The 12,846-nt window shown below is 43.1% G+C and carries 14 protein-coding genes; 4 read left to right on the top strand and 10 right to left on the bottom strand.

Features of this window, described 5'->3' with window-relative positions:
• Window positions 1-12: 12 nt before the first annotated feature.
• A complete protein-coding gene (locus J9317_RS07060; protein ID WP_211557375.1) occupies window positions 13-342 on the top strand; it encodes a hypothetical protein in 330 nt (109 codons plus the stop codon).
• Between the two features lie 32 nt (window positions 343-374).
• Here J9317_RS07060 and J9317_RS07055 read toward each other — a convergent pair whose 3' ends face one another.
• Complete coding sequence (locus tag J9317_RS07055; RefSeq protein ID WP_211557373.1) at window positions 375-1,304, bottom strand: hypothetical protein; 930 nt, start codon at window positions 1,302-1,304, stop codon at window positions 375-377.
• Between the two features lie 257 nt (window positions 1,305-1,561).
• On the opposite strand from J9317_RS07055, the gene aldA reads away from it, so the two are divergent.
• Window positions 1,562-3,013: an aldehyde dehydrogenase gene (aldA, locus tag J9317_RS07050; RefSeq protein ID WP_211557371.1), complete on the top strand. Its 1,452-nt coding sequence runs from the start codon at window positions 1,562-1,564 to the stop codon at window positions 3,011-3,013.
• A 304-nt stretch (window positions 3,014-3,317) separates the two neighbouring features.
• Here the strand turns inward: aldA and J9317_RS07045 are convergent, their stop codons facing one another.
• Window positions 3,318-4,070, bottom strand: coding sequence for a tryptophan-rich sensory protein (locus tag J9317_RS07045; protein ID WP_211557370.1), 753 nt, complete (start codon window positions 4,068-4,070; stop codon window positions 3,318-3,320).
• 159 nt (window positions 4,071-4,229) lie between these two features.
• Here J9317_RS07045 and J9317_RS07040 point away from each other — a divergent pair, with 159 nt between their 5' ends.
• Window positions 4,230-5,762, top strand: a complete 1,533-nt coding sequence (locus tag J9317_RS07040) for an FAD-dependent oxidoreductase (RefSeq protein ID WP_211557368.1) — start codon at window positions 4,230-4,232, stop codon at window positions 5,760-5,762.
• A 4-nt stretch (window positions 5,763-5,766) separates the two neighbouring features.
• On the opposite strand, the gene J9317_RS07035 is transcribed toward J9317_RS07040, so the two are convergent.
• The 4 genes from J9317_RS07035 to J9317_RS07020 all read right to left on the bottom strand — a co-directional run bounded on the left by J9317_RS07035 (window position 5,767) and on the right by J9317_RS07020 (window position 8,552).
• A complete protein-coding gene (locus J9317_RS07035) occupies window positions 5,767-6,426 on the bottom strand; it encodes a YwaF family protein (protein ID WP_211557366.1) in 660 nt (219 codons plus the stop codon).
• A gap of 460 nt (window positions 6,427-6,886) precedes the next feature.
• Window positions 6,887-7,696, bottom strand: a complete 810-nt coding sequence (locus J9317_RS07030) for a thermonuclease family protein (protein WP_249292037.1) — start codon at window positions 7,694-7,696, stop codon at window positions 6,887-6,889.
• A gap of 253 nt (window positions 7,697-7,949) precedes the next feature.
• Complete coding sequence (locus J9317_RS07025) at window positions 7,950-8,129, bottom strand: hypothetical protein (protein WP_211557364.1); 180 nt, start codon at window positions 8,127-8,129, stop codon at window positions 7,950-7,952.
• Between the two features lie 99 nt (window positions 8,130-8,228).
• A complete protein-coding gene (locus J9317_RS07020) occupies window positions 8,229-8,552 on the bottom strand; it encodes a YnfA family protein (protein ID WP_211557362.1) in 324 nt (107 codons plus the stop codon).
• A 197-nt stretch (window positions 8,553-8,749) separates the two neighbouring features.
• On the opposite strand from J9317_RS07020, the gene J9317_RS07015 reads away from it, so the two are divergent.
• On the top strand, window positions 8,750-9,427 hold the full coding sequence (locus J9317_RS07015) for a serine/threonine protein kinase (protein ID WP_249292036.1): 678 nt from the start codon (window positions 8,750-8,752) through the stop codon (window positions 9,425-9,427).
• Between the two features lie 24 nt (window positions 9,428-9,451).
• On the opposite strand, the gene thiE is transcribed toward J9317_RS07015, so the two are convergent.
• From thiE to J9317_RS06995, 4 genes are all read right to left on the bottom strand, one after another.
• Window positions 9,452-10,099, bottom strand: coding sequence for a thiamine phosphate synthase (gene thiE, locus J9317_RS07010; RefSeq protein WP_211557360.1), 648 nt, complete (start codon window positions 10,097-10,099; stop codon window positions 9,452-9,454).
• Entirely contained in the window at window positions 10,096-10,902 is an 807-nt protein-coding gene (gene thiD, locus J9317_RS07005; RefSeq protein WP_211557358.1) for a bifunctional hydroxymethylpyrimidine kinase/phosphomethylpyrimidine kinase, read from the bottom strand. The genes thiE and thiD overlap by 4 nt, the downstream gene beginning before the upstream one ends.
• Window position 10,903: 1 nt before the next feature.
• Entirely contained in the window at window positions 10,904-11,716 is an 813-nt protein-coding gene (gene thiM / locus J9317_RS07000; RefSeq protein WP_211557356.1) for a hydroxyethylthiazole kinase, read from the bottom strand.
• Between the two features lie 251 nt (window positions 11,717-11,967).
• Window positions 11,968-12,255, bottom strand: coding sequence for a DUF4282 domain-containing protein (locus J9317_RS06995; RefSeq protein ID WP_211557354.1), 288 nt, complete (start codon window positions 12,253-12,255; stop codon window positions 11,968-11,970).
• Window positions 12,256-12,846 lie beyond the last annotated feature (591 nt).

The raw sequence follows: 12,846 nt of genomic DNA, 5'->3' as shown, positions 1-12,846 counted from the left end.
GAGTGTGAATATATGAAAGAAAAAAACTCCCTCGGCATGATCATCGAAGGCCTGTTCTCTGTAGCTGAAGCAGTTGTTTTAACCATTCAAAGGAAAAAGCTGACGGCATTATATATAGATTATCTCATAATACTTCTTAGTCAGCTACAGATGCTCCGGTCTCTGCTCCAGTCATTTAGCCGGTTAAAACTTGAAGATTTGCAACTGTTAAAGACAAAAATGGAGCTGAGAAAAATCCATTTGGATCTGCAGCTTCTCCTTTCAAAGGAGTTCGTCTTTTCGAATGATTTGAAACAAGTATGGCTATCTCAGACTCTTTTCGAGTTAAAAAACAAGTATTAAAGCAGCCCCGCAATTGGCAGGCTGCTTTTCCATTACATATTTACGAAAAGGTGAGTGGTGTAATCGTTGTAGCGGCCGACCCCTGCATAATCAATTGTATCATGGAGAAGCACGTCTTTCTGACTGCTGTTTTTTCTCCATAAATCACGTTGCGCTTTAGGAGTATTTGCATATTTGTAAATCAGAATGCCTGATTCTGAGTGCTGCTGAAATCCTAATTTTACAATCATTTCCTGCGCATTGCCGTACTTAGTTGAATAGATGCTGAATGAGCCGGTAGAATGCATATCCTTTGATTTGATTTCCGAAATGTAGCTTAATCTTTCGCTCAAGGTCATGAGAGATTTACCATTCGCATATCGATCCTGGTTGAGTAATAAAAAGGAATCAAACTCGTCACTGGACAGCGTATGGTTGAGCTGGAGATCAGGAACAGCAAAGCGGTTCGTTCTTTGAAGCTTCTCCGTCTCAGCAAGGTAGCCCGACATTTTTGCTGGAAGCGCTTTATACTTGCCTGCCTTCTTAATTTCAACAGCCCGCTTCTTCAAGCGATCGAGCTTTTTCAAATTGCTATCAACATAAGTTACCCGGTTGGCGAGGGCATCTTTTCCGATGACTTTCATTAACCGGTATTGCGAAACTTCGTAAATCACTCTCTCCCTTGCAACCTTTGCTGGCGCTACATACTTAGAAGAAAGTGCTCTTCTTTTAGAAGACCCTGAAACCTTTCCTATCGCTTTTTCCGCAGTTTGAATCTGTCTGGAAAAGCTGTCATAGGCTTGGTTTACATCATATGTGTCTCCAGAATCAATTAATCTGTTGAAACCGCGCAGCTGATAGGCAAGCTTTTCACCCTGCTGTACCGCTGTGCTGCTTGTAGAAGCCTGAACTTCATGGGCCGGCAGAACTCCAAGTGCCAGCATAAAACCCAATCCCAATCCCGCTATCTTCTTCCTTTTCATCTTCCCATTCCTCCATACCGAATATGTAAGTTAAAGTCATAGTTACTATACCCTTCTATCAACCTATTAAAAACCATTTTTTTCAATTTTTTATAAAAATAAGGAATAAGTCTGTATCCTTATAATCTTTTAGTCTTGTTATTAAAATAATCCACCCTCCCTACTTCCTGTTTTTCCCATAAACTTTGGATGTTTTAGCGGCAGGGGATTGTGGAACTTATTAACTAGTCATAAAAAAGAAAGAGGAGGCCATATTCATGCAAGAGCACAAGTTATATATAAATGGAGAGTACACAGATTCAACTTCAGGCGATTGGATTGATATTGTCAACCCTTCAAATGGAGAAGTCATCTCAAGAATTCCTGACGGGACGAAGGAAGATGCGGAAAAAGCAATTGAAGCGGCTTATGCAGCCCAAAAGGAATGGGAGCAGGTTCCTTCGTTTAAAAGAGGGAAGATCGTCCGTCAAATCGGGGATGAGATTGAAAAGATCCGGGAGAAAATGATTACCTTATTATCCGAGGAGCAAGGGAAACCTTACGAACAGTCTTCAGCTGAAGTAGATCTTGCCATTGACTACTTCCGATACATGTCCGAATGGGCCAGAAGAATAGAAGGAGAAGTTATTCAGAGTGACAGGCCTAACGAAAACATTTTTCTTCACAAACGTCCGATAGGTGTTGTCGGCGGTATTGTACCTTGGAATTTTCCTGTTTTTATTTTTGCCAGAAAAGTTGCGACTGCATTAATTGCAGGCTGTTCAATCGTTTTGAAGCCAAGTCAGCAAACACCGAATACAGCTGCTGAACTTACAAAGATCATCGATAAATTAGATCTTCCTAAAGGTGTTTTCAACATGATTACCGGAACAGGATCCACTATTGGAAATGCATTGGCAAGCAGTCCGAAGGTTGGCATGATTACGATGACCGGCAGTACAGGTGCTGGAACGAAAGTTATGGAAGCCGCTGCTCAGAACATTACGAAGGTCAACCTTGAGCTTGGCGGAAAAGCACCCGCTATCGTCACAAAGCATGCGGACCTTGATCTTGCGGTTGAAAACATTACTGCGTCCCGCATCACAAACGCGGGCCAGGCTTGTACGAATGCCGAAAGAGTTTATGTCCACGAATCAGTAGCTGAGGAATTCACTCAAAAATTAGCCGCAGCCTTCAACAAAGTGAAGGTCGGCGACGCAGTAAAAGACCGAGATGCCCAAATGGGTCCGCTCGTCAGTGAAGATCGTTTGAAAACTGTCGAAGAAGCTCTGGAGAAAGCAATCCAAGCTGGTGCCAAAGTAGCAGCAGGCGGCAACCGTCCAGAAGGATTAACCGGCGGATTCTATTTACGTCCGACGGTCCTAACTAACGTAACAGATGATATGGATATTATGAAGGAAGAAACGTTTGGCCCTGTATTACCGGTTGCCACCTTCTCGGATTTGGATGATGCAATTCGGAAGGCGAACGACTCCATATACGGTCTTTCTTCCTCTGTTTATACGAATGATTACAATGAAGCCATGTATGTATCGAATCAGCTTCGTTTTGGTGAGACATTCGTCAACCGCGAAAACTTCGAAGCCATTCAGGGCTACCATGCGGGTATGCGCCAGTCGGGACTTGGCGGTGCGGACGGCAAACATGGTTTAGAGGATTATCTGGTTACGCAGGTTGTGTACATGCAATATAAAACAGATTTGAAATAAGTACGGGGCTTAAAAAAACTCCTGCTTAAAGGAAATGTGTTTATAAGTATTTAGTTTGAAACCCCCGGGACGCTATAAAGTGTCATTCCGGGGGTTGTGTTTTTAAATAGGTATTATGGTTAGGCTGATTGGAGCGGAAATCAGCCCAAACCAAACTAATTTAAACAGAGGAAGTAACTTTGAAAGCTGCTTCAGTCCCGTTATTTTTAAGGCTGCGTTTTGAAGAGTTTCTATAATTAAAACCTGATATGCTATTTGGAGCCGCAAAAACCCTCAGGCGCTTTGCTCTGAGAAGGCGGAAACATTATTTTTTCCTCAGCAAAAGCATGCTCCCTTTTAAAATTGTCAATATGGCCAAGAAAATCCAAACTACCATCGCAGTTTTTGCGACTGCCGGCGCAGCAGTCATCTGATTAACAGCAATAGCAATGACCGCCCAAATCAACACCAGTCCATACGCCAGATCATTTTTCACAAGAATCATATAAGCTCCAAGCAAAGCAGTAACGATAAGCATAATCATTGTCCAACCCAATTCTCCCAAACCTAAAAAAGAACTGATTTCATTAGATTTAAAAAAGATAAATACATTGACGATCGCTGCAACTGAAATCCACCCCATGTAAATAGAAATCGGTACTCTCAGCAATAGAGACGTCTGTCCGGATTTTTCAATAATGGAATAGATTCTAATTAAAGTGTAAAGAATTCCGAACATCACAAGGATAGTCAAATTGAATAGTTCATAATGAAAGAGAACGATCCATAATGCATTAAGCAGTGCATTCACAGCAAAGAGATACCCTATTGCGGTGTAAACCAATTTCTCTGCCGCTGTTACAAAAAATGCTCTGATAACCCATACAGCTAATAGGAGATATATAAGTCCCCAAATGGAAAACGCATAATTTGCCGGCTCAAAAAGAACCGGCACTCCTGCTGAAACCTCTCCAGTTGTTTGGCCGTTAATCGGAACTGCATTTGCTAAAAAATTTATTCCCACCATAACGATGTAAGCCAGTACATTAATTACTGCGAAAGTTTTAAAGGTCCTCATTCTTATCATCCCTTTCCTTTTACTTCATACATATCCTTCTTTAAGCAAGAACATGTCTCCTATCTTTTCCCTCCTATCGAAACATTCATCCCTCCTTAAGAAGATTCAGATAAAGAATTGAGGGTAAAGAACAGTAAAACACTTATATGGAGGTAAAGCATGCCAAATCAGCATTTGCAAACGGAACTGCCCCTCTATCCTTCTTCCTTATGGAGACCTATTGAAAATGAGCTGTCTTTTCCGCCCCTCGAAGAATCCCTGAAGGTTGATGCCGTAATTGTCGGAGCCGGAATTACAGGAATAACTGCAGCCTATTTACTGCAGAAAGCTGGAGTACATACAGCTCTGATTGATGCAAGGAAAGCTCTCGGCGGAACGACCGGCCATACTACCGCTAAAATCACATCACAGCATGGGCTTATTTATGAATCTCTTATTAAGGGAATTGGCGAAGAAAAAGCGCAAGAATACTATAAAGCGAATGAAGCAGCTAGATCATTTATTGAAGAAACGGTACAAAGCTTAGGAATCTCCTGTCAGCTGAAAACACAGGATGCTTTTTTGTATGCCTCTTCCTCCAGCGGAGATAAAAAAGTAAGGGCTGAATATGAAGCCTATAAAAAACTTGGTATTCCAGCTGAATTTATGGAAAGCACCCCTCTTCCATTCCCAGTCAAATCCGCAGTTCGAATAAAAAACCAGGCCCAATTTCATCCTGTGGAATACCTGTCTGATCTGCTGAAGGAATTCGTCAGCTCAGGAGGATTTGTTTTCGAGCATACCAGGGCTGTCGAAATAGATAAGTCCGAAAATCCCGCTATTACAACAGCAGAAGGACATAAATTGACCAGCCGGCACGTTCTCATATCATCCCACTATCCATTTCCGGATTTTACGGGACTTCAATTTGCCAAACTGGAGCCGGAGCGTTCTTATATCCTGGCGGCAAAAACCTCCCGCCCGTTCCCTGAAGGTATGTATATAAGTGCGGATGAACCTGTCCGATCACTCCGATCAGCAGAAGAAGATGGAGAGCAAGTTGTGCTGATTGGCGGGGAAGATCATAAAACAGGACAAATGCAGGAAACGGAGAAATGCTATGAAGCTCTGGAAGAATTTGGCCGGGAGCAATTAGATATGACTAAAATCCGCTACCGATGGTCTTCACAGGATTTAAAAACATTAGACGGCGTTCCATATGCAGGTCCTATAACGAAACAGCATCCCAATATATTTATAACCACCGGATATGGCCTATGGGGAATGACGAACGGCACTGCTGCTGCCCAGGTTGTTTCCGATGCAATTCTTGGTAAAAAGAACCCTTATGAAGAGCTCTATTCTCCTCAGAGGCCGGGAAATAAAACCGCTGCTGTTCAGTTTATTAAACAGAATACGGATACAGCGAAGGAATTTGTAAAAGGTAAGCTGAAAAGATCTTATGAAGGGCTGGATGACATAGGACTTGATGAAGGAGCCAAAGTAAAAGTAAACGGCCAGAAAGCAGGTGCTTATAAGGATCCAGCCGGGAACATTACACTGGTGAAACCTGTATGCACACATATGGGATGCGATTTGGAGTGGAACAATGGAGACAGGTCCTGGGACTGTCCATGTCATGGTTCAAGATTCAACACAGATGGAGAGATTCTCGAAGGTCCTGCTGTAAAACCGCTTACCAAGCTTGATTAAGGTTTCAATCACTGCGGAAAGGCAGATATAAAAGAAAAAAACTGACCAGCATAACTCCTTCCATAGAAAGCAAATACCATGGCCAGGGGCCAAGTACTTCCAGAAGGGATCCCCCTTCTGGTTTTTTCATTATGTATAAGTAGTTTGAGTTTAGAAGATGATTGACCCAATACACAGCCGCTGCATACAGATTGACCAGCAAAGCTGTGATCCAGAGAGATCGCAGGGATGGCCTGAAGCCCTTTGCAGCAAAAAGAAGGCATGCCATGATAACTCCGGCATGGGATACAAAAAACGTAAAAAAGATGGGATGCGGAAATGTGCAGGGACCAAGATCCGGGCTAATGATTGCTTGAAATGAACTTGCAATTCCTGCATACCAGAGAAATTGAAAAAGTGCACGGTTATTCGTAAAAGTCATAATGATTGCAATGAGAACAGCAAGATCACTCAAATGAAGCGGGAGATCCGCTGAGAGAGACCATCTCCCTGCCGATAGCTTCCATAGCTGTTCAAGCACTTCAGACGACAATAGTACAAATCCAATAACATACCGGGCTGCGGTAAAACGAGTACGGAGAATAAAAACAAGTGGCATGGCAATAAAAGTCACGAATAGCGCCAAAATGTGTGATTCAGAAAAAATATGAAAAGCCTTGTCCATAATGTCATCACCTCTGAATCATCATCCGCTATTTAATGGTAATTTATGCAAAAAGAGTGGACATCCAGTTTTTAAGCTCCCTTCTTAAATGCAAGTGCGGGCAATCAGAAAGCCTTTTTGTTCCACCCGCCGCAATACCGCTGAAATTGGAAGCTCCTTCCCTGGAAATCAAAATGAATGGCAGCAATGAATTAGATTTCTCCAAAGGCTGGAGCAATAGCTGATATCATCTCCACTAACACCAAAGGTTTCATCGGTACTCTAAGGTTCAGAAACCCTCTGCTGGTAATAACCACTCCCGTTGAAAGCTCTTGAATTTTTTCCTAATCATTAAGCGAAACCCGTCTATTCCCCTGATTCTCATTCGATACCTTATCAACTATTAATGCTACAGCACGATCAAATTCTATTATTAAAGAAGCACAAAAAGAGAAGGCTGGCCGATGCCTTCTCTTTCTCGTTATTTGTCACAGGCCAATCCGTCTCCATCCCGGTCAAGTCTATGCGGATCTCCCGGGCCTGCCGCTTCAAAAAAGGCCTGAGCTTCCTCATGTCCTGCAAAATCACCGCAATCCCTATCCGGACCATTTGGGTCGAATTGCTGATTTGCTTGAGGATTTTCTTCTTTGGATGGCTCCTCTGGCACCTTATCATTCACTTCCTCTTCAAATCCGCGATCAGTGGCGTAGTTTTCAAGAGACCATATTTTCCGTTCTTCTTTTTTTGCCTTTGCTTCTACTTCCTTAAATTGATCCAGATATTTTGTATTAGGCGGGTATACAGCTACCCTTGCAAGCCCTTCTTTTAAGAGGCGTTCGTTGTACATTTCGCCGTCAATCCATATGTATGCGAGCAAACGGCCAAACCGGTCTCTTTCCTCTACTCCTAATTCAAGCTCTATTTCCTTTCCTTCCAATTGCTCCTTTGTAAAGACGGATGCCTCTTTGGCAAATGGCTGAGGGTTTCCTTGGTATTTCCCTCTGCTTTCCGGTGTATCAACTAATATAAGACGGACTTTTTCCGTTGTCCCATTTTTAAGTTCTGCTTTCAAAGTATCGCCATCTGTAACAGAAAGAACCGTAGCTTGAATTGTATTTCCCTTTTCTTCCTCTCGAACAGTGCCCTTTTCATCTTCATGTTTTTCCTGTTTTGTTTCATTGTAAGATGAAGACTGCGTTTGAACGGGTTGATCGGAATGCTGCGTCATCGCTGAACATCCTGCCAAGATTAAATGAGTAAGTAAAATAATCACCATAATATGTTTTTTCAACTTTATAAAGACTCCTTTATATTGCAGTTATATACGATTATAGGTGCTAAAAGAACAATATGCACATTTCACGGTCAGAATTTCAGTAAAAAAAACCGCAGAAAACTATTCTGCGGCATCATTATGGATAGACTTTGGGATGTTTTCAAAAACTCTTATTCGCAGGAAATACAGTCATTAAAGCATTGAGTATAGTTGAGAGGGAAGAGTGTCCGGCATACATTCGAGCAATAACGGGAGCAGCTTCCAGGGCTTACCTGGCCGCATCCGCAGTTCCTGCGGCGGTCTGACATCCCTTCTGCATTTCTGCTATGGCCGTTTCCGCAGGGTTTGCGGCCGTGATCCGACGTTCCTTCTCTGCTGCTGCGATGACAGGATGAACCTGCCAATTCATCCAAATATAGTCTTGGCTTACTGCAAGAATGGCATCCATTTCGAGAGCTCATAAAATCCCCTCCTTTCCCTAATAGAGTATTCAGACTCTATCAGTTGGAGGCGACGAATATCCCTGCTGCTTCTATTATTATATTATTCAGCGGGGGGCCCATAGAATAATTCCCGCTCCCATTAGACAGATAACTGCTCCTAATGTGTCATAGAAATCAGGAGCTTTTCCATCTACGCCCCATCCCCATAGCAAAGCGAGGACGATAAATAATCCTCCGTACGCTGCATACACTCTGCCGAAATCAGGAAAATCCTGCAGGGCCGGCAATATGCCATATACGACCAGCACTGCCCCGCCAATGATACCGTACCACATCGGGAGGCCGTTTTTTAGCCACAGCCAAATCAAATAGCCCCCTCCAATTTCCGCTAAACCTGCTAATATAAATAAAATGATTGATTTTATCATAGACCCACATACTTTCTGCACATTATTTATAGCCGATATTATATCAAGTGAACGAATCATACAAGCTTATGATTCTCCCAGATCTTCCTATTTTCAAGTAGATGACTGGACCTCCGGAAAAGAGTATGATAGGTTTATGAATACTTTAAATTAATGAAAGCTAAGTCGGGATTTGATTGTTCCCTGAGGTGATAAATATGATCAATATCGATCTTGAATTAACAGCAAAAGTTTCCGTGAAAAGTGTGGACCCTCTCGACCCGGTTCATGTAAAAAACATACCCGAAGGCTGGAGACTGCTTGGCCGTGGAAATTATGCGGCCGTTTTCGTAAACGAAGCCCTTCCAGAAAAAATTGTAAAGCTTTATGCAGAAAATCGGGAAGGCGCCGAAAAAGAAAAACAAGTATACCAGATACTCGGCAATCACCCCGCTTACTCGGTCATGTATGGATTTAGCAATCGATATCTAATCTTAAAAAAACTGGAAGGACTCACTCTTTATGAGGCATTGAGAAAAGGAGTGTATATCCCTGAAAAAGTCATACATGATGTAGATGAAGCTATTGAATATGCACGGGAAAAAGGTCTGAACCCTACTGATATTCATGGAAAAAACGTCATGATGAAGGATGGCAGAGGCTATATCGTGGACGTCTCTGATTTTTTAGAAGAGTTTGACTGTCCAAGATGGAAGGATTTCAAAAAAGCGTACTACCGGATATACCTTCCTCTATCAAGATTCAGAAAATGGAAGATTCCCCGCTGGATGCTTGAACGGATTCGTAAGGGCTATCAAAAATACCTGAAGATTAACGGATATTACAAAAGAAAGAAAAAGAGCAAAGAAACAAAACGCCTGGCTAAAAAAAGCTAGGCGTTTTCATTTCTTCTTCTTTCATTATCCGTTTATCACTTTCTTCAGAGCTCTGGCAGCAGCGGCGGGATGTTCTGATCTGCTGATACTTGAAATGACCGATACGCCATCCGCTCCAGCCATTACAACGCTTTTCGCATTCTCAGCAGTTATCCCGCCGATTCCAACCATTGGGATATCAATGCCAGCTTGCTTTATCTCCTCGATTACAGCGGTCCCTCTTGCTTCCTTCGCGTCCTCCTTGGATGAAGTCGGAAATACAGGACCTACCCCAATGTAATCTGCCCCATCGGCTAAAGCACGTTTCGCCTCTTCAGCGCTATGCACGGATACTCCGAGAATCATACCGTTTATGCGTGTAATGATATCACCGGCTTTGGCATCATCCTGTCCTACATGAATTCCGTCCGCCCCTATTTTTAATGCCAGTTCCACATCATCATTTACGATAAAGGGGATATTGGAGGTACGGCAAATTTGCAGCAGACGGACAGCAAGCTGTTCGATTTCATCGGATGTATGGAGAGAACCCTTGCCTTTTTCGCGAAATTGAAAAAGCGTAATTCCTCCTTCAATAGCCTCGATTAAAATCTCCTCTATATTCTTCGGGCAATCCTGTGACCCTGCAATAAAATAAAGGGCCAAGTGCTTTTTTATCCCTTCCCGTTTCATAATTGCCTCATCCTTTTTTGAAAAGCCCAATGATTAGTCGGTCCATGGCCTTCTCCGATTTCAAGCGTTTCCTCAATGGCTGCCTGAATAAAATGCTTTGCTGTTTGTGCAGCTTCAGCAATCGTGCTGCCCTTAGCGAGCTCAGCCGTCAAGGCAGCTGAAAACGTACAGCCTGTCCCATGTGTATGTCTTGTATCAATCCGCTTGCTTTTCAATATTGAAAACACCTTCCCATCGTAAAGCAGATCAGCCGACTCCTCTGCATTCTCTTCATGCCCTCCTTTAATCAGACACGAAGCAGCTCCCAAATTATGAATGATCCTGCAAGCTTCTTTTTTGTCTTCCACATTTTTAATCGTAATTCCAGTAATCGCTTCCGCTTCTGGAATATTAGGAGTAATGACTGCAGACAGCGGGATGAGGTGATCAACCATTGCCTTAACCGCCTCACTTTGAAGAAGTGCGCTTCCTCCTTTGGCGATCATAACCGGGTCAATAACTACATTCTTCCAGCCGAATTTTTCTATTGATTCAGCTGCCGCCAAAATGATCTCTGCATTAAAGAGCATCCCTGTTTTTACGGCATCCGGAGGGAGATCCTCCCCTATTGCAGCAGCCTGTGCAGATACAGCATCTGCAGATAAAGGAAATACTCCATGCACACCAAGGGTATTCTGGGCTGTTACAGCTGTAACGGCACTCATCCCAAACACGCCGAGCTCCTGGAATGTTTTCAGATCGGCCTGAATACCTGCTCCTCCGCCGCTGTCTGAACCAGCAATGGTTAAAGCTTTTTTCACCATCTTATAAACCCCCTTTTTCAATAACAGCCTGCAAAGCCACTTGTTCCTCTGTCACCTTTGACAGCTGGTTTAAGAATTCCACCTGGAAACTGCCGGGCCCTTGATCCGCTGTTTTTACAGCTGCCAGTTCTGCAGCCGTTCCGTAAACAGCAAGAGCCGCTGCCGCTGCGGCAGCCGGATTTTTTTCAACAGCAAGAAAGGCTCCTACTACTGAGCTCACTAGGCATCCAGTGCCTGTAACTTTTGTCAGTATGGAGTGGCCATTTGAAACCTTCACTGTCTGCTTCCCATCGGAAATATAATCAGTCTTACCCGTCACAGCAACCACCGTGTTCAGTTTCCTTGCAGCATGAAGTGCCAGCTCTTCTAAATCTCCTTCAGCTTCTCCTGAATCGACTCCTTTTATTGCCCACTTTTGTCCGGCTGCATTCGCAATTTCAGCAGCATTTCCGCGGACAATGGCAACCTTTACCTCTTCAAGAATCTGTTTAGCAGAACGTGTCCGAAACTCTGTTGCACCTGCTGCAACAGGATCCATCACAACAGGTACCCCATGTTTATTAGCGGATTTGCCTGCAAGAATCATAGATTCCACAGTCCGCTCTGTCAGCGTGCCAATATTGAGGACAAGCACTCCTGCCATACGAGCCATTTCTTCCACTTCTTCTTTGGCATCAGCCATTACCGGTGAAGCACCAAGCGCCAAAAGCCCATTGGCGGTAAAATTAGCAACTACAATATTTGTTATATTATGGACAAGGGGATTCACTTCTCTTACTTTACTCAGCAGTGCTCCAGCTTTTTGTGCATTCATTTTATTTCATCCTCTCCGGAAAAGAGCCGCAGACAGCAGGCAGGCACCTATATAAAAAGGCATCCCGCATAGAAGCGAAATGCCTTTTATCATAAAATCATGATAAATCATTACATTCTCCCTGCGCTGGCATTATCCAACAGGTTCACCCGGTCTACGGCGGATCAGCCGTACTCTCAGCCTGCTTCCACAAGCTCCCGTTCCGTATTTTTTAAGGTTAGTTTATCCCTTAACCCATTAAAAATCAAGCCTTACACATGCTTCTCTTCATCTACAGGCAGCCGATCTGAAGCTATTCTTCCAAGAGATTCATTCATTTTGAACATCACAATCAGCAGCTCGCAATAAATACGGATGGCAAACGGTCCGAGAAGCAGCGTAAACAAACCCATCAGAATCTGCAGTCCCGGGGTCATTGATTCACCTGAATTGAACATCATGACCAAACCGGTCAGGATACTGATTCCGCTCCCAATGTAAAAAATAATAGTTATTATAGCTGGCGTGATCATCTTGTTGAAACTAAGAAACTCTTTCACTTGCTGTCACCCCTCATTTGAATTTCTCTTCAAACAATAGGTATGCAAGCTGTATCTAATACATTCCTTGTCATAGGCACAAAGTTTTAACTTCGCAAAATAACCGGCCTATTTAAACTTTTCCGTTCTAATCCATAATCTTCTAGTTTTATTGAATTCACTCACTTTAAGGGGAATCACCCACGACCTTTCTCTTAGATCGGCCGTCAGAACTAATCGTACTGGTTCGATAGAGGCCCATTGAATTCCGCTGAATCATGTAGTCCACAACCTTCTTCCCCTTTTGTAATAAGTTCATAAAAGCGCAACCATTTTCGAATAGAATATGGGTATAGATATAAAAAGGGGTAAAGGAGAACTTTATGAGGCTAACCTCAAGGCTGTGCATGATCTGTTCAATCCTATCTGTCTTGTTATATTTTCTAGCAAAAATACTTTATTTCTCAAAGTTCGCCCACTATATGAATATTTCATCGATCCTACTAGTATTCGTAATCGTAATCGCATTCTTCTTTGATGATCATATAGGGTACTAAGAAAAGCGGAGGGCGCTTGCTCAGCGCTGAGAGACGGTGGAGCCGGAACTGACAA

It is taken from the genome of Metabacillus flavus (genome assembly GCF_018283675.1).
Lineage (GTDB): Bacteria > Bacillota > Bacilli > Bacillales > Bacillaceae > Metabacillus_B > Metabacillus_B flavus.
This window is presented reverse-complemented; position numbering and strand designations above follow the sequence as displayed.